At 52.0% G+C, this 23,472-nt stretch carries 21 protein-coding genes; 9 read left to right on the plus strand and 12 right to left on the minus strand.

What is annotated here, in order from left to right:
• Positions 1-14: 14 nt before the first annotated feature.
• Positions 15-2,759, plus strand: coding sequence for an AsmA family protein (locus ACR0M2_RS16980; protein ID WP_480706157.1), 2,745 nt, complete (start codon positions 15-17; stop codon positions 2,757-2,759).
• A gap of 11 nt (positions 2,760-2,770) precedes the next feature.
• Here ACR0M2_RS16980 and ACR0M2_RS16985 read toward each other — a convergent pair whose 3' ends face one another.
• The 4 genes from ACR0M2_RS16985 to ACR0M2_RS17000 form a co-directional block, all read right to left on the minus strand.
• Positions 2,771-3,271: a hypothetical protein gene (locus ACR0M2_RS16985; RefSeq protein WP_170379538.1), complete on the minus strand. Its 501-nt coding sequence runs from the start codon at positions 3,269-3,271 to the stop codon at positions 2,771-2,773.
• 134 nt (positions 3,272-3,405) lie between these two features.
• Entirely contained in the window at positions 3,406-5,019 is a 1,614-nt protein-coding gene (locus ACR0M2_RS16990) for a mechanosensitive ion channel family protein (protein WP_170379540.1), read from the minus strand.
• Positions 5,016-6,338 carry a mechanosensitive ion channel family protein gene (locus ACR0M2_RS16995; protein ID WP_480706160.1) on the minus strand — a complete coding sequence of 441 codons (1,323 nt, stop codon included), beginning with the start codon at positions 6,336-6,338 and terminating at the stop codon, positions 5,016-5,018. The genes ACR0M2_RS16990 and ACR0M2_RS16995 overlap by 4 nt, the downstream gene beginning before the upstream one ends.
• A 248-nt stretch (positions 6,339-6,586) precedes the next feature.
• Entirely contained in the window at positions 6,587-7,099 is a 513-nt protein-coding gene (locus ACR0M2_RS17000; protein WP_480706162.1) for a DUF6653 family protein, read from the minus strand.
• A 301-nt stretch (positions 7,100-7,400) separates the two neighbouring features.
• Here ACR0M2_RS17000 and ACR0M2_RS17005 point away from each other — a divergent pair, with 301 nt between their 5' ends.
• Complete coding sequence (locus ACR0M2_RS17005; protein ID WP_480706252.1) at positions 7,401-8,144, plus strand: methyltransferase domain-containing protein; 744 nt, start codon at positions 7,401-7,403, stop codon at positions 8,142-8,144.
• Here ACR0M2_RS17005 and ACR0M2_RS17010 read toward each other — a convergent pair.
• Positions 8,093-8,497 carry a GFA family protein gene (locus ACR0M2_RS17010; RefSeq protein WP_170352124.1) on the minus strand — a complete coding sequence of 135 codons (405 nt, stop codon included), beginning with the start codon at positions 8,495-8,497 and terminating at the stop codon, positions 8,093-8,095. The genes ACR0M2_RS17005 and ACR0M2_RS17010 overlap by 52 nt on opposite strands.
• A gap of 243 nt (positions 8,498-8,740) precedes the next feature.
• Between ACR0M2_RS17010 and ACR0M2_RS17015 the strand changes: the two genes are divergently transcribed.
• The 5 genes from ACR0M2_RS17015 (at position 8,741) to ACR0M2_RS17035 (ending at position 14,426) form a co-directional block, all read left to right on the plus strand.
• The gene (locus ACR0M2_RS17015) at positions 8,741-9,682 is read left to right on the plus strand and encodes a homocysteine S-methyltransferase family protein (RefSeq protein ID WP_480706164.1); all 942 of its coding nucleotides are present in this window, start codon (positions 8,741-8,743) and stop codon (positions 9,680-9,682) included.
• Between the two features lie 244 nt (positions 9,683-9,926).
• Positions 9,927-11,057: a M24 family metallopeptidase gene (locus ACR0M2_RS17020; protein ID WP_480706166.1), complete on the plus strand. Its 1,131-nt coding sequence runs from the start codon at positions 9,927-9,929 to the stop codon at positions 11,055-11,057.
• Between the two features lie 307 nt (positions 11,058-11,364).
• Entirely contained in the window at positions 11,365-11,844 is a 480-nt protein-coding gene (locus tag ACR0M2_RS17025) for a GFA family protein (RefSeq protein WP_170361929.1), read from the plus strand.
• A complete protein-coding gene (locus tag ACR0M2_RS17030; protein ID WP_480706168.1) occupies positions 11,841-13,535 on the plus strand; it encodes an adenylate/guanylate cyclase domain-containing protein in 1,695 nt (564 codons plus the stop codon). Before ACR0M2_RS17025 ends, ACR0M2_RS17030 begins: the two co-directional genes overlap by 4 nt.
• 57 nt (positions 13,536-13,592) lie before the next feature.
• Positions 13,593-14,426, plus strand: a complete 834-nt coding sequence (locus tag ACR0M2_RS17035; protein WP_480706170.1) for a CE1 family esterase — start codon at positions 13,593-13,595, stop codon at positions 14,424-14,426.
• Between the two features lie 89 nt (positions 14,427-14,515).
• Here the strand turns inward: ACR0M2_RS17035 and ACR0M2_RS17040 are convergent, their stop codons facing one another.
• The gene (locus tag ACR0M2_RS17040; protein ID WP_480706172.1) at positions 14,516-15,373 is read right to left on the minus strand and encodes a LysR substrate-binding domain-containing protein; all 858 of its coding nucleotides are present in this window, start codon (positions 15,371-15,373) and stop codon (positions 14,516-14,518) included.
• Positions 15,374-15,458: 85 nt separating this feature from the next.
• Between ACR0M2_RS17040 and ACR0M2_RS17045 the strand changes: the two genes are divergently transcribed.
• Positions 15,459-16,481, plus strand: coding sequence for a permease (locus tag ACR0M2_RS17045; protein WP_480706173.1), 1,023 nt, complete (start codon positions 15,459-15,461; stop codon positions 16,479-16,481).
• A 738-nt stretch (positions 16,482-17,219) separates the two neighbouring features.
• Here ACR0M2_RS17045 and ACR0M2_RS17050 read toward each other — a convergent pair.
• Positions 17,220-18,014 (minus strand): SdiA-regulated domain-containing protein, encoded by a 795-nt coding sequence (locus ACR0M2_RS17050; protein ID WP_480706176.1) that lies wholly within the window; start codon positions 18,012-18,014, stop codon positions 17,220-17,222.
• 354 nt (positions 18,015-18,368) lie between these two features.
• Between ACR0M2_RS17050 and ACR0M2_RS17055 the strand changes: the two genes are divergently transcribed.
• The gene (locus ACR0M2_RS17055) at positions 18,369-19,127 is read left to right on the plus strand and encodes a DUF4956 domain-containing protein (protein ID WP_480646785.1); all 759 of its coding nucleotides are present in this window, start codon (positions 18,369-18,371) and stop codon (positions 19,125-19,127) included.
• On the opposite strand, the gene ACR0M2_RS17060 is transcribed toward ACR0M2_RS17055, so the two are convergent.
• The 5 genes from ACR0M2_RS17060 to ACR0M2_RS17080 all read right to left on the minus strand — a co-directional run bounded on the left by ACR0M2_RS17060 (position 19,128) and on the right by ACR0M2_RS17080 (position 23,472).
• Positions 19,128-20,069 carry a metallophosphoesterase family protein gene (locus ACR0M2_RS17060; protein WP_480706178.1) on the minus strand — a complete coding sequence of 314 codons (942 nt, stop codon included), beginning with the start codon at positions 20,067-20,069 and terminating at the stop codon, positions 19,128-19,130.
• On the minus strand, positions 20,059-21,492 hold the full coding sequence (locus tag ACR0M2_RS17065; RefSeq protein ID WP_480706180.1) for a hypothetical protein: 1,434 nt from the start codon (positions 21,490-21,492) through the stop codon (positions 20,059-20,061). Before ACR0M2_RS17065 ends, ACR0M2_RS17060 begins: the two co-directional genes overlap by 11 nt.
• Positions 21,493-21,511: 19 nt before the next feature.
• The gene (locus ACR0M2_RS17070) at positions 21,512-22,156 is read right to left on the minus strand and encodes a protein-tyrosine phosphatase family protein (protein ID WP_170552483.1); all 645 of its coding nucleotides are present in this window, start codon (positions 22,154-22,156) and stop codon (positions 21,512-21,514) included.
• A gap of 118 nt (positions 22,157-22,274) precedes the next feature.
• Positions 22,275-22,448, minus strand: a complete 174-nt coding sequence (locus ACR0M2_RS17075; RefSeq protein WP_170399849.1) for a hypothetical protein — start codon at positions 22,446-22,448, stop codon at positions 22,275-22,277.
• A 409-nt stretch (positions 22,449-22,857) separates the two neighbouring features.
• Positions 22,858-23,472, minus strand: a complete 615-nt coding sequence (locus ACR0M2_RS17080) for a hypothetical protein (protein WP_480706182.1) — start codon at positions 23,470-23,472, stop codon at positions 22,858-22,860.

A 23,472-nucleotide genomic window follows, 5' to 3' on the forward strand; every position in this document is an offset into this window, starting at 1 on the left:
CCACAGGGAAGCAAATGAGGACTTGGCTGTTTAAGATACTTGGGCTCGTTGCGCTACTCGCTTTTGCAGCAATCGCTTTTGTTTGGTTGCTACTTGCTGCTCCGTTGTTCTCAGATATGCGACGCAACCTTGTGGAAAAGGCTCTTTCGGAACAAATTGGGCAGCCGCTTCTGGTCAACGACGATGTGAGCGTCGCACTTGGTCGCATTACTCACATCTATGTCGGTGGCGTTGTAATCCCCAGCGAGACACTGCCAGATACATCTCTTGCAGAATTAAAGCTCCTTGAAATGGAACTGGACGTTGCCGCCTTGGCCAACGGACGTCTGCACTTTGACAATCTTTTGGTGGACGGACTCCAGGCAAACTTTCTTACAGCCTCTGATGGCACAACAAGCTGGCGAAAACGCCGACCAATGCCAACGCCTCAAACCAACGGGTCGTTGGCAGAGGACAATCAAGACGCTGAGGCTGAAATCGAGACGTCCGAAGATGGTGGCAATGAAAGCAGTGGGATTCTTACCTTTCTCAGCGACAAGAACGTCAGTTTCACATCCATCGGTTTGAACGTTGACGACCAGGTTTCAGGTTTTTCGTTTGTGTTTGATCTTCAGTCACTCGCCCTCGAACAAGCAGCTGATGAACAAAGAACAAAGGTCTCGGGGACAGGCTCCGTCAACGGTCAAGGTTTCGAAATCGAGGGCGACTATCCCCATGACGCGCCGTTTACGACGCGGGCGAACTTTGGAGAAATGACTGTCCGCTACGATGGCGAGCCATTCGCGGAAGACGAAGGTGGCGGTTACCGGGCTGTCCTGGAGATGGATACCGGTGAATTCGGCGACTTTCTCGATGTCATGGGGTTGGAACGAGTTCTGGAAGGTAATGGCCAGTTGCAAGCTGAACTTGTGTCTCAGGACGTCCTAACAATCGAAACATTTACAACAACCGTAAGCCTTGAAGATGGACAAAAACTCGAAGCTGAAGGTTCTGTTGATGATCTCTATACAGCTCAAGGTGTCGATCTGCTTTTCAATGCGCGACTTCACCCAGAGGGACAACCGCCCCAAGCGGCAAAGAGTATTCAAGATCTCAAGTTTACAGGCTTTGAAATGCATATGGTTGGATCCCTTGCCTCCTTCGAATTCGAGAAATTACTGTTTGAAACCAACGCCTTTGACCAAGGGTTGGGCGTGATCGGTCCGGCCTCTATCGAGAGCATTCGCCGCATGCCGGATGGCCGCCTCGCGATGTTGGGCATTACCTTGCAAGCTGGCCCAATCGAGGAGCCGGTTCTGAAAGCCGAAGGCGAAATACTCGACCTGCTTCAGCTTCAGGACGTAACTTTCGATGGTGTGCTCAACGGACGTGCTAAGTTGATTTTGCCGAACCTAGATGAGGGTTACGTTGATCAGTTCGGCGGCATCAAAGCCGATTTCAACATAACCAATGCGGGTGGGCCAGTTTCTCTCAACAGGTTTAACGCAACCACCTACGGCACCGATCTTTGGGCGCTGGAACTTGCACTATCTGTCAACGAGCTCAAAGGGCTAGCCGGTCTCGACTTCGACGTGGAACTGCATGTCGACAATGGCGCCCAGTTTTTGACTGCGCTCAACCTGCAACCTATCGAAATTGGCGAACTCGGCATTGATGCTGAAACCTCTAGGCAGGGCGAAGATTTTGATGCCGCAATCGAGTTCGAGGCCGGGTCTTCGCATCTTCTAGCCGCTTTGGATGCAAAGTTCCCCGAAGGTGCACCCATCCTCCGTGGCAACGTTACGAGCGAGAGACTCGATCTTAACGACCTGAAGAACCTGACTGCCGTACTGGACCAACTGAAAAGCCTGGTAGGCGAGGCCTCAAAAGAACCTGAAGCTGAAATTCAGCCTTTGGTTTTGCCGAAGGAGACAGATGTTCAGCCCTTGGTTTTACCTAAGGAGAATGGGAAACCTGCCGATCTTCTGGATGTGCAACGTGTACTGAAAGAGGCTGATGTCGAGGTGCAGATCGACTTCAATGAGATTGTAGGCCAGCAAGGCGTAACTTCTGTTTCAAGCCAATTGTCTGCAAAAGACGGAACCATAGATTTTGGTCCTCTTCAAATGGCCTATGGCGGCGGAAACTTCAGCCTGCGGGCGGGCATGGACCTGATTGATTCACCCGATTGGCTTTCCTTGTCGGGATCGACCTCAGGATGGGAATTCGGTGAAATCCTTGATGAATTGGGAATTGGCATTGATGCCTATGGACGTTTGAGCGGTGAGTTCAACGTTTCTGGCAGTACCACCTCGGGCAAGGCCTTCGTCAACTCCATGCGCGGCAATGCGTCTTTGTCGATGTCCCAGGGCTACATCAGCACCAGCTTATTGGAGTTGGCGGGGCTGGGAATCTTCCCGTGGCTGTTTTCAGAAGAGTTCAGACAAGGTTACACCGATATCACTTGCGTGGTAGCTCCGGTTGAAATTCAGGCCGGGCGGGTCAGTTCAAACTCCACCGTCATTGAAACAGGGTCGGTTCAGTTGGTGGCCAGGGGACAAGTGGACTGGCTGAACGATAGCATTGCGATCAGAGCGGAGCCGCGGCGCGTTGGCAAACCCCTATCCCGAAGCGCTTGGCCTTTTGATGTGTCGGGCCAGCTTTCGTCGCCAAAGTTCAAGTTGGATGTGGGCGGATCCAGAAACAAGGCTCCAGAGGGCGCCGATGCTATGCCTGTCGACAGGCAACCCTGTGTGCCTGATATCAATCAATTGCAGTGATCTGACGCGACCTAGTTCTTCAGTGGTTCCGGCTGCTCCGCCTGACACGCCAGAACGGCCTCAATGGCTTTTGCGGATCCGCTTAAGTCGAGTTCGACTTCGGCTCCGCTTTCGCCAATGATCGTAACGCTTTGGCGTTTTCCAAACTCGGTTACAAATGCCGGATTGTCAAAAAATGCGTAGCCACCGGGCACGCCATTCTTGTAGACACCTACAGCCTCACCTTCGAACTGCGCATCACCAAAATCAAATCTTACTATGCCTGTCGCACCGTCCTCGACTTGAACCCAGGCCGGATTGTAGGCGGCAAAAAAGCCGCCAGCCTGGTTTGGTGCAGCGCCAATTTCTACTGTCATATCGTCTTCAAAGGCTCTCCACGCGAGACAACCGTTGCCTTTTTCTGGATCGACGAGAATTGCCCAGTCGCCGGACTCACCCCACTGTTCCATCCCGGCTGCGTGGACAAACCCAGGCAGAAGCACTGCAGTTGCGGAAAGTACCCACTTGATCATCCGGAGCCTCGCTGAGTTCTGAAGATTTCTTGTTTGATTCTAATCATTGCTCAATGTCAATCAATCCAAGCCAATCCAATCCGACGACGGCGGTATTGCGTTTTTGAAGTTTCACAGATGCCCCTGACGAGTTGTTAGTCAGATATGTGAGCAAGCTCACCATCCCAATCAGCTGAAGGTATTTTGGGTTCCGGCGGATCAGCGATGTAAGACGGAGTCATTATTTGAGTTTCGTTTTCATTAAAAACATCGACAATGTTCTCGCGAAGATCCGACAAGATTTTTGGCAAACTCGATCCACGAGAAGTGTACGCGTTGATTTCATAGTTGATCGCGTAATCTGCCAACTGGGTCCAAAGCACAAATGGCTCCGGGCTCTTTCTCAGCCCTTGCGTTCGGTGTGCCGCCTCAATCAGCATCGCTTTGATTTTCTTGGGAGGCTCCTCGTAGCCAATCCCCACCGTCGTGTGCACCAATAGCCCCCGACCATCCACTTTGCGAGAGTAGTTCACAACTTCGGAATTGAGCAGCTGGGCATTTGGAATGCTGATCATCTCGTTTTTGATCGATTTGATGAGTGTTTCCATCAGTTTGATCTCTGTTACGTCGCCTATCTTGTCACCGACCTGAATTCGATCACCCACATTAGTGCTGCGTCTGTAGATGACAAACAGACCGGCCATCATATTTGAAACAACTGTGTTGGATCCCAGCGAAACCATGATGCCGGCAAGAATAGTCAAACCTTGGAAGGCGCGAGAGTCGGAACCAGGAATGTAAGGGTATGCAAACACCAACGCGATAACGATGAACAAAGCCCTGCACAGCATTTTTGTTGGTGCAATCCAATGATCCTCGAAGTCCTTTAGCTCAAAGGCTCCGCTCTCAATGTTTTCGAAGAAAAGATCGAGGCCTCGAATTCCCAGCCGAGTCACAGCGGCTATAATCGCAAGCATGATCAGATTGGGAATGTACCCGACAATGGCCAAAACAACAGTGACCAGCGGTTCACTGACATATTTCAACAGGATTTGGGCTATGCCCTGTGTTTCCGCGAAAGAAAGCAGAACTAAGGAAAGGTAGTAATAGAAGAAAAAGAGGAAGAAGACCCACATCAAAACGTGGAATGCGTAAACGATGATGGAGGCAATAGCCTTGCTTCTTAGAATCGATTTTGTGGCTTCCTCAAAACCTTCTGCTCTCTTTTCCAAGTTGCTTCTGATGTAGTCCAACAGCTTTCGTCGTTTGGCGAAGAACGCATATGAAACCAGAGCAAAAATGACTGTCCATGCAACGGCAGCAATTGCACTGTCGACAAGGCCCTCGTTGGATCGCGCTTCACGATATTGCAGGATCGCGGTTTCAATTGCCGCGGCTTGTAGTGCGGCCAAACTCTCGACGTCCATCTGTTCATATTCGGCATCCGCTTGGGTCGTCGTTGTAATCATCTGGCCATCGGCTCTAATGAGTTTCCCGAACTCAGAGTCCATGATTTCAACATTTATGCTCGAACTCTGAGAAGCGTCGCCAACCTCAGAAAGGCGCTCAGCAACCTTGTCGGCCCGCTCAGTTGCAGGAAGGGCACTCGAACCACGAACGACGAACAGTTCCTCCCCATCTACAATCACTGGAGCAACAAATTCAGAATCTTCTCTTTCTTCAGTCGGAACAAGCGGTTCTTCTGACTGGGCGAACGCGACACTGCTGGCAAATAAAACAGTCGTGAACCAAACTACAAAAGCTCTCATGAATTTGCTCCCTCTACGGGTATCAGGTGAACATCGCGCTGTGGGAAAGGTATCGAAATCCCCTCTACGTCAAACCGCTCCTTTGCTTGCCCCGTCAGGTCCCAATAGACGGTCCAGTAATCGTCAGATTTGGACCACGGGCGACAGAAAATATTGACAGAATTGTCTCCCAACTCACCTACAAAAACTTCGGGCTCGGGTGTCTTCAAACAGAGCTCGTGTTTCGAAACCAGTTCTTTGAGAACGTCGATTGCTTGCGCCGCGTTGTCTGAATAGGCGATGCCAAAGACCAAATCGACCCGGCGTTCTTCTGAGGCGCTGACGTTGGTAATCACGTCGCCCCAGATCTTACTGTTCGGGACGATAATAATCTGGTTGTCAAACGTACGGATCTTCGTGGAAACCACAGACATCTCATCCACAAAGCCGGATGATCCTCCGACTTGAATGTAGTCACCGGTATCAAACGGCTTCAAAACCATAATCATCAGACCACTCGCAAGATTGCCTAGGGTTTCCTGAAGCGCGAAGCCCAGGATGAAAGACAAGCCACCAAGAACGGCAAAAAGCGGAGTGACGTTCACCCCGAACAAGGCCAAGACAACGAGTATCCCAAGAACGAACACAGCCCAGAAAACTGCTGTGGCGATGAATCTCTTCAGCATCCTCGAAATTGTCGGAATTTTTTCTAAACCGCGTTCGGTGACGCGGCGCACCATTCGGGCGACAAACATCATGGCCCAGACAGCCAGCAAAACACCCAAAACAGCCATCAAAAGGCCAACACCCCCTTCCCAGGAGAACAACCAGGCCCACGCATTTTGTAATAGCGTCTGAAAATCAGTTGTTTTGAGAGCCCCTGCCTTTAATGCAAGGATGTAGTCGGAATGGGGTTGCAGGTCTTCTGCCTTGGCCCCTTTCAGTGTCCACGCCTCAAGCACCAACCGATAGTTGTTCAAAAGCGCCGATCCTGAGTCACTTAGGGACGCCAATTGTGACCGGAGGTCGTCTTCTTGCTCCCCACTTGCTGTCCGAAGACCGAGATTAATCTGGGCGACCTCTTCGAGTTGCGAGCGCACAATACCTTGCCAAGTGCCTGCGACCTCGGAAAGCTCATCTGCTGTCAACGGGACAAGTAGAATTTCCAAATCTTCGCCCGAAATGGATGCATCAACGACCTCATCAAGAAGTTCGTCTTGCTCTACTTCGATAGCTTCCTGCGCATCCGTCGTTTCTTGGGCGTTGGCAGAAAAAGCGCCTGTAAGGGTCACCATGCAAAGAAATAGCCAAATTGACCCGATATTGAATAGTCGTCTCATTTATCCGTCCCCCTCTTTAATCGCTAAGGAGAACATACAGGGATGCCATGAATCCACTTTTATATTCAAAATCGAATATTCTGTTGTGACAAATACCGTCTGAAAAAACAGCTTCACATCCACTTGGTTCGGAACGATGGTTGTTCAAAAAAGCGGACTACCAATTCATTGCAAATCGTCGATTGTCTTTGCCCCCTAAAATTGGGCCACTACTTTGGCGGCTGGCGTAGAAAGATAAGTGACTAGGCCTACGTCCCAGCCGCCAGGTCTTCCAACGACCCACCATCACGCAGAAAGTCGCTCCAGATCCACGCCATGCGATCCACAAACCACATCTTGCTGCCCGAGATCACAACAATGCCAAGGAATGTGAATCCCAAGTCGTACGCCCAAAGACCGTATGCAAACGGCAGCAAACCCAATCCGCTGACATAGGCAAGTGCTTTGGCCATTCTAATATGATGAGCCGCAATCTTGTCTTGGTATCGCAGCCAGACACGCTCGCCCAAAACACCTTGGGCTGACCAGCTCTCGAAGGTTCTAGGTCGGGAAAACGCACGCGGATTTATCCAGACCCAGACCAAAACAACCCCAACAGCAACCCATGCCCCACCGCCAATCCACGCCCGACTCCAGATCGCCAACGCCATAAGCGGCAAAGGTGTCAGCACGCGGGTCCAGACTGACCAAGGGTTTGCATGCCGCAACCAAACCTCGTCCTTCATACCCATGAGGCGTTCGGAAAGACGAATTATGTCCATCGGGTCACTCTAGAAACTGCAAACCCATTATTGAGATTGAATCCATCCACTACGGATCACAACCGCTTTCAAGTCTCGTCCTTTAATTAAGATCAGGCACTCGCGATTACATGGCGAATATCCGGATCGATCCTGACAAGGCTTGAAAAACATATCTGGCCCGAACCTTGCTTGAGTGTATCCTTGCCACATTTTGGAGCTTTGGGGGGCTGAAGTGACTGATACAGCGGACTTTGAGAAAATGGAACGCCGAGGGTGGGCGGATCCGTCTATTGCTAAAGGGTATGCCGACGGCTTTGAAATGGCGACGCGCCTGGTTGCCAGAAAGCTTGCAGACGAAGTCGCTGCCGGGCCGAATTGCAAAGCGCTTGATCTGTGCACCGGACACGGTGTCGTGGCAGCAGAGCTTGTGGCCCGCGGTTCGGATGTAACGGGCTTGGATTTCTCTGAACCGATGATTGAGCTTGCCCAATCAGCTGTTCCAACGGCGCGGTTCGTTCAGGGTGATGCAATGGCAATGGAGTTTCCAGATCACAGCTTTAATGCGGTCACAATCGGGTTCGGCGTCCCACATTTTCCAGACCCCGAACGCGGTCTGAGAGAAGTAAACAGAGTGCTGAAACCGGGCGGTAGAGTTGCCTTCTCGATTTGGCGTGGCAAAGGATCAGTTGGCGCGTTTGGCTGGCTGTTCGATGCTGTTGAACGCTTGGCCGACCCATCCATTTCTCTGCCTGCGGGCCCGGATGCGCACATGCTCGTAGACAGCGGAATTGCCAAACCAATGGTCGAAAATGCAGGTTTCCGCAATGTGCGGCTTATCGATGTTGCAAGCGAATTGTGCGTTTCAGATCCTAAGATGCTTTTTGATGTTTTTGATGGGGGTGCAGTGCGTGCGGCATCGCTCCTCAAGCGTCAGCCGAAAGAACGGCGTGATGCAATACGCGCGGATTTGGCAACGCGCGTTCAGGCGGAAGTAAACAAAGACATTCGAGGTTATTTTGTGCCTGCCCCTTCAGTTGTTATCACTGCTTCGTCCCAAGCCTGAGCTGCTTCGCTGTAGATCGATTTCGCCGGATGATACTTGGAGGGATCGTCCATTGATGCCGCATGGACGTAGATGCAGTCACTCATCCGTTCACTTCTACGGATCAGCGGTGAGCCGCAGTTCGGGCAAAACCCGCTAAAGGTCGACAACCCTGATCCTCCTGCCATTTCAAATGTTTTGAGCGCATCACCAATCGAAACAGATTTGGCCACAAGTGGCACCATCTCTGAATGTCCCGAGCCGGTAAGCTGCTGGCAATCTCGGCAGTGACATCGAAACATCGGAAGATCAGAGCGAATTCCAGAATATCGCACCAGCCCACATTTGCAGCCGCCTTCGATCTTATCACTCATGTCTTCTCCTCCACCTAGAAAGGATAGAGCGGCCAGTCCTTTGTGTCAGCTTGAACCTGCCGCTCCGAGGTAACAAGGACCGGCTATAGGTTAGAACGGTACAGCCACGCTTGTTCAGAATCTCCGACGGTTCGCGCCTAACTATGCCTAGCCGATACCGCAAATGCAGAAAGCGTCCGAACGGACAAGTAAACACCTCGGTTTTGCAGAAGATCTGATCATTGTTATTGTGGATGCGGAGTAATGCCGGTGTTCGAGGGGTGCAGAATGGCGCGGAGACTTCCAGGCGAGGGGGACAAGAAATTTTTGGTTTATGCAGGTACAGGTACGGACCTGATCTTTAACCACGGTATCGAGCTTCCGGGTTTTGCGTCGTTTCCCTTGCTGGAGAAGCCTGACACCCGGGCTGTTCTGGCCGGACAAATGCAAGCGCTCGTGCAATTGGCCGGCGATATGGGTGTTGGGTGCATTCTCGACGCACCGACATGGATGGCCAATGCCGACCGTGCTGCACCTTTGGGCTACGATGCTGAACGTCTTTGTGAGGTAAACAAGGATGGTGTCGCACTGATGGAGGAGGTGCGCAAGGCTTCTGGTCGGGATGACGTTTTGGTTTCCGCCTGCGTCGGCCCAAGATACGATCCTTACGCTGATGTCCCGCCCATGACAGTTGAACCGGCGCGTAGTTACCACGGTGCGCAACTTGCTGTTCTGAAAGAAACCAGTGTTGATCTGGTGACCGCGTACACGTTCAACCGCCTAAGCGAGGCTGCTGGCTGTGTTCTGGCTGCAAGAGATATTGATTTACCGATCATTTTGTCATTGGTCGTCGAAACCGATGGCTGTTTGGCTGACGGCACCAAGCTTGTTGATGCCATAGACCAGATCGAAGCAGAAACAGACGGCGCGGCTCTGTTCTACATGGTCAACTGCGCACACCCGACGCACTTTGCCGACGCGCTCAACGCGCATCCAAGGCTCAAAGGTGTTGTTGCCAATGCATCAAGTTGTTCGCACGCAGAACTGGATGAGGCCGATACCTTGGATGAAGGAGATCCCGTGCAGCTCGGCCAAGAAATTGCGGATGTCATGCGGAAAAACCCGTCTATCAGGGTGTTTGGCGGTTGCTGCGGTACGGATATGCGACACCTAAGGGAAATGGCTTTGGAGGTAGATCGCGGATAGCGCTGATGTTTTATTTACGGCGGCGTATCACCGTATGGTTGAAGCTTGATGATAGGCTTTAACGGGAAAAACAGTGATCCGAGAAGTAATTCCGATGAAATGCTGGCGAAGCGTCATGACAGGTGCTTGACTTTGCTTTTATAGACCGTGGACCAAACGTGTTCTACCGTCTCGATCACGCAACTCAATTTGAGAAGCTCAACTGATACCTTCAGGATGGAGACTGACGATGTTTGCTGGGAGGATGACAAGCTTTCGCACTCATATGCAAGAAGCCGGAATCGACGTTGCTCTCATCACCGATGACGACAACGTTTATTATCTGACGGGCTATTATGACTACCTGCATATGGAGTTCGGGCGTCCAACCATCCTGGTTGTGCACAAGTCAGGTGAAAGCCTGCTGATCACGCCGACAATAGACCTGAACGCGGCACGTTCGGCGGCTCATGTTGATCGTATCGCGGCCTGGAATGACGGTATGGGCGAAGAGTGGAGATCGGAACTGCCTAAAGCGGTCAAAATGGCAAAGCGCGTCGGGATCGAGCCTGATCACATGCCGCCTGTTGTGCGGACATATCTGGAAACGTTGGTCCCGGTGGAAAACCTGGTCAGCGCCACACCGATATTGGCTGAAATGCGAATGATAAAATCCGCCCAGGAACTTCAATTGGCCCGGCATGCCGGGCAAGTTGCAAGCGCTATGATGGACGCCGGACGCGACGCCATTGCAGACGGAGTGCCGGAGTTCGAAGTTGCGATTGCCACGTCCCAGGCTGGAACACGAAAGGCCGCCGAGCTTTTAGTGGCGCATTACGATGACGCGGACATGTCGCCCAACACTCATTTTCTGCAAATAATGGCGTCGGGCGACACCATCACCAAAACCCATCATCGCGCCTCAACCCGGATCATGAAACGAGGCGAGCCGGTGTTTTTATGCTTTTGCGGCATGACCAATTTTCACCGCTTCAAACTGGGTTTTGACCGCACCTTTTGGATTGGTGAGGTGGCGGACAAACAACAAGAGAATATCTATGAGGTTGCCGTGGCAAGTCAGGCCGCCGCACTGGCAGAGCTGCGCCCAGGTGTGACCGCCGAAAGTGTGCATACCGCCTATGCCGAGGTTATCCAGGGGGCGGGTTTTGAATACCCGTTCCGGTGTGGTCGCGCGACCGGCTATAGCTTTTTGGAGAAACCACAGCTCGTCACCGGCGACACGACAGTGTTGCAGCCAGGGATGGTTTTCGCTGTTGATGGTTCAGTGTCAGTCGATACATTTCGTGCGCAGGTTGGCGACAGTTTCATAATCACCGAAGATGGTTGGGAGGCAATAACGGAACATCCAAAGTCCTTGGATGCCGTTATCCTTTGACCTTCTGACCAACGCAGTCTTTTGAATGCATTGGCGTGGCGAGCGCCTGAAATGGCGAGCCGGGTCTTAGGATTTTGTAAGTTTTGCTCCACGATCTCGCGATTGCGTTGCATCTTTAGGCATCCGCAACGCGATAAGGTGCGAGAAGTTGGAAGCACCTCCGGCACCTTCGATAGCGCAGTTTCAGAGGTAAATAAGCCACTTTGGGACCCGGCAATTGGAATGTATAACTGGCAGTGCATTGGAGAAGAAGGCGTGGCGGAAAACTTGCGTTAACAGCCATTATTCGATTGGGGGTAGATGGAAAATGAGTGATGATTCTGAAACCTACCGAGGAATCTGTTATTGCGGCGCATGTAGTGTTTCTACTGCCGGTGAGCCGATGGTCATGGCTTATTGTCATTGCCACTCTTGCAGAAAATGGCATTCGGCGCCGGTCAATGCCTGGTGCCTCTGGTCGGCAGACAATGTCTCGTTGTCAGGACCGACGGTTCACTCGGACAAGAATGATGAAAGCCATCGTGTTTCCTGCGGCAAATGCGGAGGTGCATTGGTGAATATCAAACCCGGAAAGGACATTGTAGCGGTCTACGCAATGTCGCTGGCCGAATCCGGTTTGAGCTTCGAGCCGGCCTTTCACATCTTCTACGGCGAGCGTGTTTTCGACATGGCTGATGGCCTGCCGAAGTGGAAGACGGTTCCGACATCGTTTGGAGGGGATGGTGCCGCTGTGACCGAACCGGACAAAACCGGTTGGATTTCCTTGAACACGCGAGCCGAAGGTTGAAACGCAAACTCACTTCGATCTTGGCGGCTGACATTGTCGGCTTCTCGCGGCTTGTGGAAGCCGCCGAGGAAGCCACGCTGGCCCGTCAGAAAGAACTGCGCGTGTCCGTGTTTGATCCCGGTGTTGCGCAGGCAGGTGGTAAGATCATCAAGTCAACGGGCGACGGATTTCTGGCCGAGTTTTCTAGTGTAGTGGAAGCGGTTCGCTTCGCGATATCTGCACAAGAAGCCGTTCGCGCAGAGGAAGAATCCACGCCTCAGGATCGGCAGATCAGTTACCGCATGGGCCTTCACATAGGCGATGTGGTTGTTGATGACGGCGATATCTATGGTGACGGTGTGAATCTCGCAGCTCGCTTAGAGGGCGCAGCCCCGACGGGCGGGATTTGCATCTCCGCTGCCGTTCGTGACCAGATCGTTGGCGTAATGGACGTGCTATTTGCGGATATCGGTGAATTGACATTAAAAAACATCTCGCGCCCGATCCGCGCCTTTGTTTGGCCCCCCGACCAAGATGGTGGGCAGAACAGTGTCAGCACACCACCCATCGGTGGTACATCCAGGAAACCGACCATAGCCCTCGCGGCATTCGAAGCCCTTGGCAGCAATGATGATGCCAAGATGCTGGCAGAGGCCTGCAATCACACGGTAGAGGCGGCGCTTGCCAATCTGACCGGATTGGATCTGATCGCTCTCGATGCGGACCCGGATCATATCGCAACCGCAGTGTTTCAGGCGTCCGGCAACCAGGTCCGTACCACCCTAAAGCTACGCGAGACGAGCACGTCAGCAACCTATCTGACCCAGCGGATGAACGGTGATCTTTCCGACCCCTTCTTGGCGGAAGATCTGTTGTCAGGTGAAATCGCAACAACGATCCGATACGGAATTTTGCAACGAATTGCTGAGCACGCGGCTGAGACAGAGACAAACGATCCCGAGGCAATGCTGAACCTCGCAGGGCATTACATGATGGGATCGCAGCCCGAAGAATGGGATGCGGCGGGCCGTCTGCTGGACAGGATCCTGAAGGTCCAGCCACGCAATTTTATGGCCGTTGGGATGAAGGCGAACACGTTGATCGGCGAATTGGTATGGGGTTACCGTCCGATAAACACGGAGGATATCGAAGCGGCCGACGCCGGGTTGAGCAAGGCGGTATCGTTGAATGACCAAAGCGACTACTTGCACCTGATCCGGGGGATTTTTCACTACGGTATTACCGGCGATTTGGAAGCGGCGGTGCGGTGTGTTGAACGCGGGTTCGAAATCAGTCCGCAGTTCGCCCAGGGGCATATGGTACTGGGCTGGATTCAGAACCTGATGGGCCAACCAGAGTTAGCGCTGAAGTCCATCAAAAAGGGCTCGTTTTCTCTTGCCAAGAACCGGATATATCACCGTGTCCCACAAGCGTTGGCCCAGACTTATCTGGTTATGGGCGACTTCGAGAATGCCATCGCCAACGCCAACCGAGCGTTACAAAATTCGCCGGGGCTGCCGGTCGCACAAATGTACCTTGCCAGCGCAGCCGGTCAGGCTGGTCTACCTGATGAAGGAGAAAGGGCGCGGGATGCCCTAATTGCGTCAGATCCGGACTTCCGAGTTAGCGGCGTGCGCAGGTTCCATTTTCAGGACCCAACACGTTGGGACGCAATCCTGGATGGACTTCGTTTGGTGGGGCTGCCCGAGTAAGCTCTCTCGGGAAATTCTGTGTTGTAGTGTGCTAACATCAATCCCCGAGGGGACATTATGCACAACAAAGTATTGGCCGTTTTAGTTTTACTCGTGAGTTCAGGGCAGGCAATCGCCCTCGATTGTGGTGACAAAACAAACTCGTGCAAGATTGAAACCGGAGAATATCATATCGTTCTTCCGAACGATTGGCAGGGTGGACCTGCTGTGATGCACCTGCACGGTTATGGCGGTACAGGTGAGAAGATTGTAGGGAACTCGGCGTTCGTTGAAGAATTCACCAAGCGGGGATACGCATTTATCGCGCCAACAGCTCTCCCATGGTTGGATGGTAAACCCACCGACTGGTCTGTTCGAGACGGTTGGAACACCTACCCTCGCTCAGACGTAAGATTTCTCCGTGAGGTTTTGGCTGACGCTGCCCTTCGTGCAAACGTGAATGTGGGCCGGGTGTTGCTGACAGGATTTTCCAGAGGCGGATCAATGGTCTGGGAAGTTGCTTGTCTTGCACCGGAAATAGCGCTTGGTTACGCGCCGGCTTCCGGTGGTTTCTGGCTCCCGGCAACCGAAGATTGTCTAAAGCCGGTACACTTGCTCCATACCCACGGGTTTGCCGACAAAGTTGTTCCGCTTGAAGGTCGCGCAATACACAGCGAGGAGTCTGACGTTACCATCACGCAGGCAGATATCTGGCAAGGCCTGTCGGTGTGGCGGCAAGAAAACAAATGCCCACCCAATGCTGCACATCACGAAATGACCGAGGGTCTGTGGCGCAAACGCTGGAACTGCGAATACGGTAGTCTCGAAATCATTCTGCATGACGGAGGGCACGGTTACCCGCCAGGATGGAGCTCCACAGCGCTTGACTGGTTTGAAAGTCTGGGAAACTGACGCATCATCAATTTCAAAAAAATTTGGTTTTGCTACGGTGAGACTTAGAAGAGCTTGTGGATCGGTCGGCTGGCCAAAAGGCACGTCTTCTAGATTTTAGTTAGAAACGCAGAGCGGATAGCCGTTTTCATGGCATCCAATGGCCCGGTTTCCTGTGAACCGGCTGCCGCCATCACCAACTTCGAGGTGGACGTTCTGCTGAAACCAAGGGTCTCGCCCACTATCGATAGACCGGCATGAAGTGAGGAACGCCCCAGTAGGCCGACCGCTATCCCTGCTTCGACCGCCGCGATTACACCAGCGACACTCTGGCTGGAATAGACAATGCGGTATGGTTTTGCGCGGTGCTCTAGCGAAGCGATTGCCGCGTCGCGCCACCAACAGGCGTGATCGAATACAGCCACCGGCAAAGTTTCATCGACTGAAAACTCCCGATGTGCGGATGAGACCCAAAATGTTGGATCCTCAAACAACAGCTCTTCATGAGGCTCTGGGCTTTCAACTTCATAAACTGCAAGGTCCAACGACCCCTTGTCGATGGCGTCAGGGAAACCGGTGCTCAAAGCGCAGGTCACCTCCAACTCAACCTGTGGGTGGTGGCGGGTGAATGCTGCGATAATCTGAGCCAGTTTGGCTCGACCGTGATCATCTGGAACGCCAATACGCAGTTTGCCCGTCACGGCCGTTTGGGAAATGTCCTGCAATGCCACGTCCAGACGTGTTGTCACTTCATGTGCAACGGGCAACAGCAGACGACCTGCATCGCTTAGGACGACCCCGCGCCCGTGCCGCTTAAATACGGGTTGGCCGAGGATGGATTCGAGGCGTTTGATTTGAAGGCTTGTGGCGGATTGGGACCTATGGATACGTGCGGCGCCATCCGTGACGCTGCCTGCTTCGGCGACGGCAACAAAGGTGCGCAACAAATCGCTATCCAGATTTACCATTTGAATTACCAATATCAGTGATTGAAACTATTCGTTTCACACATGTTTGTTCAACTCCTATTTTTCAAGATCAAAGGAGTATCCTATGACCGATCAGACAATTGTCCGCCGGCAATCAGGTAAGACTTATGTGGTCTGGGGCGTGTGCCTATTGCTGTTGGTCAGCATCGGTTTCGCCTGGCCGGAACACATTGCGGAAGCCACTAGGTTTGTCCTCTGGGGCCTCGTTGTCGTTGCCCCGATAGTTATTCCAGGCATCCTTCTGGCGGCCTGGATCATCGCCAGCGGAGCAGACACCCACATTGCTGGCGTGTTCGAAGGCAGGACACTCCGAACAGTGGTGGCCGCATCATTGATCGGGGCCATCACGCCAATTTGTGGTGTCACCGTACTGCCATTGATGGCAGGGTTATTGGCTGCTGGCGTGCCGCTTGCCCCGATCATGGCGTTTTGGTTGTCATCCCCGATCACAGACCCTGCGATGCTCGCAACGACCGCTGCCACTCTGGGATTGAGCTTTGCAATTGGCAAAACGCTCGCAGCGTTCGGATTGGGTGTGTTCGGAGGGGCAGTTACCAGCTTATTTGCCAAAGCACCTTGGTCATTGTACGCGCTTCGCAACAATGGTCTGGCACGCCAACTCAGCACAGCGCGACGTTGCAATGACCAAAACTTCGACCCATGGGTTTGGAGAACTCAAGCACGTCGGCATTCATTCAGAAAACAATTCTGGGCAACGGCACGGCTTATCTTAATCTGCCTGATTCCTGCCTTTGCGGCCGAATACGCGTTGAATGCTGCACTGACCCCAGGGGTGCTTGCGGCTTATGTTGGCGAGGATCAATGGTGGGCTATACCCGCAGCGGTTTTTTTTGGTGCACCAGCCTATATCGATGGTTACGCCGCGCTCCCACTTACGCGTGGGCTAATTGACAACGGCATGTCTAAAGGTGCCGCCATGGCCTTTTTGGTTTCAGGTGGTGTGGTCAGTATCTGGGGCGCAATGGCCATCGCCCCGGTTCTCAAACTGAAGCCATTCTTGCTCTATCTTTTGCTTGCCATTTTGGGATCTCTCGCCGCAGGATACGCTTTTGGGTGGATCGCCTGACCGCTCACGAGAACTTGAGCAGGCATCGGCAAAGCACTATTCAAATCCGTAATTCGGCCATAGAACCGTTGCCGAGGAAAACGAAGACTTTTTGGCTCGTTCGGCTAAATCGAATAGAATGCACGTCACGGCCTTCCGCAGAATTTGGGCTTCAGAAACTGGATTCCAGTTCCGCAATTTACCACAAACGCTGACGAGCATCGTCCTTCAGATAAGGGTTAAATTTTGCCGCCCAGAATGCACCTATGATTGAGAGATAGCCCTTTAAAGCTGAAGAAGGAGCGCGACAGCTGCCATCAATTGAGAGCGTTTTTCGAACCGCGCAAATTTATGGGCAAATCGCGCAAGCTTGTGCGCAAATACCGCGCAGAATTATGGGCGAACACAGCCGAATTTCCTGAATGTCTTCAATGAAGACAATGCTGCGTTATGAGAACACCTGCAGTCTCTGTAGGTGCGCCCATAGCTTTGCATTTCGCCCAAAGAATTGCGTTTTTGGCCCAAAACTTTGGGCGCATTAACCTTCAACTTTCTTAGTTCGAGGCTCCATATCTTCGGGTCTCATTCTTTGCTTATTTCGCGCCATCGCCGAATTGCCGGGGAAGGTTTTCGGGTGGCCGCTTCCAGCCCAAACCGGACATTCGATACTGGCATTCGCAACTCCCGAGATGCGGGAAGAGGTGGCCATTTCGTTTTCTGCAATTGAATACGACAAGCCAGTGCGATTTTTTTCGGCAATCAAACCTGCGGTAAAACAAATGCGTATAAGCGTGACTTTTTGCCATCATCGGTCAAGATGTAAAGAACGCCACCACTTTCATCCAAAGCTATCCCCTCAGGATTCTTCACTTCCTTTACTTCATCCTTTTTGGAGTAAATTAAATCGATAGTTTTGACCGTCAGAACTTCAGGATCAAAAACGAATATTCGGCGCCCTTCATCGCTGAGTATCCATAAAGACTTGGTCTTGCCGGACCAGGCGATCCCGCTGATGTCTAGTTCGTCATCGTCGGCGCGAGATGAAACGAAACCAGCCTCAGCCGCTAATGGAACTACTCCAATAATCTCATCAATTTTCGAGGAAATGACGAGCAGCAGTCTTGGTTGACCCTCAATGACTACAAATACTTGCCCAGAGTCTTGATCTACAGTGATCCCTTCCGGTCCCTTGTTCAAAGGGTTCTCAGCAAGCATTTCAGCAACTTTGCTGTAGCCCCTGAGTGAAGAAATTGGAGTAGAATTGACTTTGATTGGGTCTGTGGGTTGGACCGTTACGATGGATCGGTCAGTTTCTTGTAACAGCAATACAGACCCATCCTTTCTTCCAGCGACACCTTCCAAGTCTGTGCCCAGATATTCTGGAAGTTTGAACGAACTCTTTAGCTCTCCATCTACTCCTAGAAGGTGCAGCTTCGATGCTTCATCGCTTACTGCCCACAAGAATCCATGAACACTGGAAAGCGACAATCCGGATGGCTCAGAAAAGCCCGCTGAATTATCTGCCACTTTGTAAGACCCAATAAGTTCCAACATATCAGTCTGCGCTCTCACTGGGCTCGTTAACGCAAAAACGTTGGCGATCACAGCAAGGCTCGCGCAAATTACCTTTGCAACTCTTCGTTTGTGCCGATCATTTGGCTGGTTCATTCGAGTAAAACCTGCGTTCGTTTGGACTTAGTTCATACTCGATCAAAAATCGATGTTGTCCAACCTAACACAGTATTTGGCGGAAGTATGATGTCTGATCCAGCAAGGCTTTACCGGAACTAAATTCATAAGGTTGAATTGGTCTATGGGAGTGCGGCTTAGTCGTGAGGTGTTGAGCGATTAAGCCAAGTTACTCACTACAGAGCGAATATTCGACGATTCAGCGGGAGGAAAAGACTGTTGAGTAAGCTATTTTCGATTGCATCGGTCCTTTTGGCGGTGCTTTTGCCTAGTGTTAGCTATTCTCAGATTGATCCTGCTTCCTTGCTTGCAGGAACATCCGAGTCAGAGATAGTAATTGAACGAAGCTGGACTCAGTTCCGCGGCAAACAGGAACTCTACTTTTTCACACTGGACGTCATCGTAACGATCATTTTGACCGCTTTGATTGTCTATCATCCCGTACGACGTAAAGCGCGCCGAAGTGTCAGCGATCTGGTTATGCCCAGATTGTTTTTCCTGTACGCGCTGATCGGAATGGCCGTAGGGTTCCTCGTTGTTCAACATGGGTCAATGATTGGTTTCGTTATCTTTGGCATCGGCGCGTTGCTCAGGTTCCGCTCCAATCTGGATGACCCGGTCGATACAGTCGAAATGATTATCGTAACGGTTCTTGGTCTTGCGGTCGGTTTGGGCTTGCCGCTGATGGCCACTCTGGTGGCAATTGTGTGTTGGTGTTTCATTTGGCTAGGCGGACGCAACAGGGGTGTCGAAGTTTCCCTGAAGGCCTCAGACGAAGAGCACTCATTGAACGTCAGCGGCGCCATTGAAGCTATGGCCGCAGACGCTGGATGGAAGCTGGTCAGAAAACACCACGTCCCCGGAAAATCTCGCGTTTCATTGCTTTTCATCACCTCGGGTGGACTTTCAGAAGCCCGGATAGAAGAGATGATAAACGACTTGGTTCCTGAAAAAGTTGAACTGAAACTCAACCTCTAATCATTTGACAAGGTCCAAACGTTTCAACACCGCGTTCGGGGATCTGATCTCTTTCGGAAGCGACTTGAAGTTTACCGACCTTTCGAAATCAGGTCCTCGATATACTGCTATCCCAAATTCTCCGTTTGGCTGAAACGTAACATGAGTGAAGCTGTGAGGTGATCTGGCTTTTGAGCCGATAAGCCGTCGGGGACCACCTCCCAAACAAGCTTGGGAGACGTAAGCAACACCGTCTTTCCAACCTGGATAGAAGGCATGATGGTGGCCTGACAGATGCAGAACGACACCGCTTTCCAAATAGATTTTTTCAAGTGTTGGGTCGCCGATGATTTCGCGTTCGCGCTGGATTGCGAATGGCCAAAGTGGGAGGTGACTGAAAGTGACAATCGGGTCTCCGTCTGCACCCAGTTCCTGTAGGCGATCCTGCTGGTCACCGGATAGGGGTCCTAGGGTCGTTGCATCCAGAGACGCAAACGTAATGCCCTGCATCTCAAATGCGTAGAAGAACGGGTAGTCATCTGAAAGCAGGAAGTCGACGTCTGGTTTTCTCGGAGTCCATTCCTCTGCGTATATTTTTCTTTCCCGCTCGAACCCACTGTACGCAGAGGCGTCATGGTTTCCTGGCGTAACCGCAAATGGAATGCCGGCAGCCGCTAAAGGATCTGATACGGCCTCGTGAAACGCCTTCCACATATCCCTGACCTGTTTGTCGGACAAGTTGGGAATGCGCTGCCCCGCAACCATATCTCCGGTCGAAATAACCAGATCTGGATCAATCTCGACTATCCGCTCAATCGCTTTGTCGACGCGGGCATCGTATCTTACCGAACCATAGCTTCCATTCAGATCCGATATGACGATGACATCCAATGCCGCCGCTTTGCAGGCGACCAGAGCGGTCCAAATGAATGCCGCAAAGAGCGTAGAAAGCTTACGGGTCACTACAGTTCACGGCCTCCACTTCGGTGTCGTTTCTCAAAAAGAATGCGACAGGATCCAAATCGAACATCAAATCACCATTAGAACAATTGTCCTGGAGGATGGATGTTGCCAGCGCGGTGTTTTTCACAACTTGGGCAATCTGACTGTCTGACAACCCAAAGCTTTGCGACAACCAGCCGTAGACGGGACCTTGAGATTGAAGGTCATTATTCAAAGCGACCAAGCGCCGATACGTACTTGGAGAGAAGTGCCGCATTTTCTCTAGCATTTGAGTAGATTTTGCGAAATTGGCATACTCGACCCGCCCACCAGCATCGTTGTCGTTTAGATTGCTGCGACGGATCAATAATGCGTCGGCGGGAACGTCTCCATCGTTTGGTTCATGGTGCTTGGCCTTCCTATGCTTCAGGTCTCCGTCTTCGACCCAATACCAATAGGGTGTGAAGTCTATGTTTCCCACACGGTCCTGCTGGCTAAAGATGAAGTCGAGTAGAACAATCTCGGTGAGTTCTTGCATCCAAAATGCCATCTGTTGGTCACTGACATCGGGGCCGAGATCCTTGTTGATCATCCGGTCTTTTCGGCCTTCTTTAACGCCCTCTGCAATGGCTTCTGGCAAGGGTTTTGAAGAACGCAAAGCCAAGAAAGCGGGGGTTTCCTGAAAATCGCGGTTTTGACCTTTCCCCCAGCCAGACTTACGAGTGCCGTTGATTTCCGAGCCGTATCGATGCCCAGGACTATCAAGCAGTACACCGTAAATTTGCGTTCGATCCGCGGTGAATAGATCGTCGGTTGGCTGGTATGATTTCGGGTCAGCATCCGCGGCTGCGAAGACCCGCCAGCCTTCGTGGTTCATGCGCCCGCCATGAGATCCACCAGAAATCGCAAGGCCAGGCTCGGCGACCTCGGAAAAATGCGCCTGGGCGTCCATGCTACGCCAAACAGCGACTGGAACTCTGACAGTTGCGTCGAAATACCTGGAGAAATGATAGTAAAGCAGTGAAGACGTGGAAAACGTTCCACTGGTGCCTTTTTGGTTCATGGTGGACTTGAATTTAGCCACCCTATCCTTGGCCAGATCTTTTGCCGCCTTCCCCTCCTTGCAAGCGTTTCTCTCGAATTCAGAACGGTTCCCCACGTAAGGTCCTTCCGAAATATCGTAGACGGCCATTCCTGGGCTGGTGCTCCAGGTTTTTGGGCAAATAGCAATTTCGGAGGCATAGAAATCGATCTCGCAATAGGCCGCTTCTTCCTCAAGATTGCTTTTCTTATACTCGCCCGTTGGAACTTTATTGATCCGAATACAGCGTTCAGTAACACCGTTGGGACTATTAAATGTCGTGGCTTCACCTAGAACATCGTCGTTCGCCCACAAGACGGCGGGTGCAATGAAAGCAAGTGACCCCAGAAGGATGAACTTCATTTGGATAGTCCTCCCAATATCATTTGGGGCAAATCGTTGCCTGTTGTTCGGTGGAGATTTTCAACTTGGGGTCGACGCTGAAGTTGGAGAATTTTGAGTCAATCCACTGGTCGCACCCGCCTGAACAAGGGGCCCCGTTTCGGGCATCATTCCAATATTCCTTGGCCCTTTCTTCTGTCCAACCACAAAACTGAACGAGCGCCATTGCCGACAATGCCCCCGAGGAATGAACGCCCCACATGCAGTGCACCAATACAGGGCCTTTTCCAGGGTTTTCAATCACCTCGTGTATGGAAGCCATGACAGCACCGGGTCGGGAGGATCTGGCACTTTGATAGTCAAAGGATCCGTTTCCACAACTTGTGCGACCGTACTCAGTGTTTTTGCCAAAGTCGGCATAAAACCCGGTTGAAAACCCTTCACCGCACAAAGTTTCGCGTTGTCCTTCACTCAGGCCCGTTCGGTCCTTGTCGCCGCCTTTGAAACCAGAGCGATACAATACTCCGCTTAAGACTGGGCGAAAAAAAGCGACACCATCAACTCCTCCGTCGCCACCCTTTGAAAGCATTTGACTGTTGCTTGGGCCACCGTTTCGACTGGTCACATCAGAATTCGCCGCGGTTGCAAGAACACCAATGAATATGAGGGACGTCAAAAACCGCATGCGTATTCCTTTCTGTTTTCAGCCAGCGATGCTCACGCTTTTCTTGCCGGGAGTCCCGCGGAGAGGCTCGTTCACGGTAACCATGTAAGGTGGGCGGTTGGCTTCCCGTCCTAAAGTTTCAAATTGGCCACACCAGATTGATGAGAAAGACGACTACGAAGTAGGCCAGAACAACTTTCCAGTTCCATTGGTGTTTGTTTTCTTCGTTGATCACCCCGGCAGATTTCAATACGAGGTTTGTGACTATCAAAGCTGCAACAGTCACCACAGCGTGTGCAAGATCGAAGTGCATTTCTCAGCCTCCTTCACTTTTATAAACTAATCCGGACAAAATTCAGCAGTCGGAGGAAGGAAGCATGGTGACATCTGAATACCGACCCTCAGATGTAGTAATGCGCGCGCAAGCGCCTGTATTCCGGTTGAACCAGTACGAGGTCAGACCTTCGCTTCGGATGAGTTCAAATCCGAGACTTTGGATGCCCATTTCAGCCTGACCGGCGCGCGCACCTTCAAAAGACGAAAGGTCGCTTGAACTGCCGACGGTTGGCGACCCAGTATCCACTGATCCCCCGTTATCGTCACATGCCGCCAAAGCAAGGGCACAAACTGCACCTCCAAGCAGCGATAGATTGGTTCTCATTTCTTCTCTCCCTTTCTGGTCGCCAGCAATCCAAAAAATCCAGTGCAACTCACGCGTGGTCTTACTCGATTCCAAATATGACGTTGTAGTCAACTTGCACATTTCCCCGGTTAATAACTTCAACGACATGGTCACCAGATTGCCAAAGCTGGCCCCGGTATTCCTTGTCCGCCGACATCAACTCCAGAAGCTCCGAGCCATCAGGGTTGCGAATGACGTAGTCCAACGACCCGTTTCGTGGCGCGACGCGCACATACAGAAACTGTTCGTTCTGCGCGCCAAGGACATATTGTTGAGAGGCGCCGGGCTCGAGTTGGCCGACGAGTTCGACACCGGTGGACCCGGCACCGAATTTGACACGCTGGCTACCGGTAGACCCGGCGGCACCGTCCATGGCTCCACCGCCATCATCCATGGCTTCGACAACCGACATCTCGCCGATGCTTCCATCCTTGTAAGCGATGCAGCGCCAAAGTGTTCCACCTGCATCACGCAGCATAACGAGCGTACCAGCTTCCGAGAACTGAGAGCTTTCAATTGTTCCGGATTGACCGTCTGGTCCACCAACCTGCCGCAAATGGTCGATACAAGCGTCGTCGGCTTCTGACATTGCAAAAGCAGCTGTGCCCGCGATTGCGAACATGGATGTGAGGAGCTTGAGTAAAACGAGTTTCAT

This window comes from Ruegeria sp. BE10 (assembly GCF_056538905.1).

What these genes read in the sequence shown, in the direction of transcription:
- ACR0M2_RS17005 (WP_480706252.1), top strand. Translation starts at nt 7,401, where the DNA reads ATGGCGACGCGCCTGGTTGCCAGAAAGCTTGCAGACGAAGTCGCTGCC.
- ACR0M2_RS17065 (WP_480706180.1), bottom strand. Translation starts at nt 21,492, where the DNA reads ATGAAGTTCATCCTTCTGGGGTCACTTGCTTTCATTGCACCCGCCGTC.
- ACR0M2_RS17025 (WP_170361929.1), top strand. Translation starts at nt 11,365, where the DNA reads ATGAGTGATGATTCTGAAACCTACCGAGGAATCTGTTATTGCGGCGCA.
- ACR0M2_RS17075 (WP_170399849.1), bottom strand. Translation starts at nt 22,448, where the DNA reads ATGCACTTCGATCTTGCACACGCTGTGGTGACTGTTGCAGCTTTGATA.
- ACR0M2_RS17070 (WP_170552483.1), bottom strand. Translation starts at nt 22,156, where the DNA reads ATGCGGTTTTTGACGTCCCTCATATTCATTGGTGTTCTTGCAACCGCG.
- ACR0M2_RS17080 (WP_480706182.1), bottom strand. Translation starts at nt 23,472, where the DNA reads ATGAAACTCGTTTTACTCAAGCTCCTCACATCCATGTTCGCAATCGCG.
- ACR0M2_RS16980 (WP_480706157.1), top strand. Translation starts at nt 15, where the DNA reads ATGAGGACTTGGCTGTTTAAGATACTTGGGCTCGTTGCGCTACTCGCT.
- ACR0M2_RS16990 (WP_170379540.1), bottom strand. Translation starts at nt 5,019, where the DNA reads ATGAGAGCTTTTGTAGTTTGGTTCACGACTGTTTTATTTGCCAGCAGT.
- ACR0M2_RS17000 (WP_480706162.1), bottom strand. Translation starts at nt 7,099, where the DNA reads ATGGACATAATTCGTCTTTCCGAACGCCTCATGGGTATGAAGGACGAG.
- ACR0M2_RS16995 (WP_480706160.1), bottom strand. Translation starts at nt 6,338, where the DNA reads ATGAGACGACTATTCAATATCGGGTCAATTTGGCTATTTCTTTGCATG.
- ACR0M2_RS17035 (WP_480706170.1), top strand. Translation starts at nt 13,593, where the DNA reads ATGCACAACAAAGTATTGGCCGTTTTAGTTTTACTCGTGAGTTCAGGG.
- ACR0M2_RS17040 (WP_480706172.1), bottom strand. Translation starts at nt 15,373, where the DNA reads ATGGTAAATCTGGATAGCGATTTGTTGCGCACCTTTGTTGCCGTCGCC.
- ACR0M2_RS17050 (WP_480706176.1), bottom strand. Translation starts at nt 18,014, where the DNA reads ATGTTGGAACTTATTGGGTCTTACAAAGTGGCAGATAATTCAGCGGGC.
- ACR0M2_RS16985 (WP_170379538.1), bottom strand. Translation starts at nt 3,271, where the DNA reads ATGATCAAGTGGGTACTTTCCGCAACTGCAGTGCTTCTGCCTGGGTTT.
- ACR0M2_RS17045 (WP_480706173.1), top strand. Translation starts at nt 15,459, where the DNA reads ATGACCGATCAGACAATTGTCCGCCGGCAATCAGGTAAGACTTATGTG.
- ACR0M2_RS17015 (WP_480706164.1), top strand. Translation starts at nt 8,741, where the DNA reads ATGCCGGTGTTCGAGGGGTGCAGAATGGCGCGGAGACTTCCAGGCGAG.
- ACR0M2_RS17010 (WP_170352124.1), bottom strand. Translation starts at nt 8,497, where the DNA reads ATGAGTGATAAGATCGAAGGCGGCTGCAAATGTGGGCTGGTGCGATAT.
- ACR0M2_RS17020 (WP_480706166.1), top strand. Translation starts at nt 9,927, where the DNA reads ATGACAAGCTTTCGCACTCATATGCAAGAAGCCGGAATCGACGTTGCT.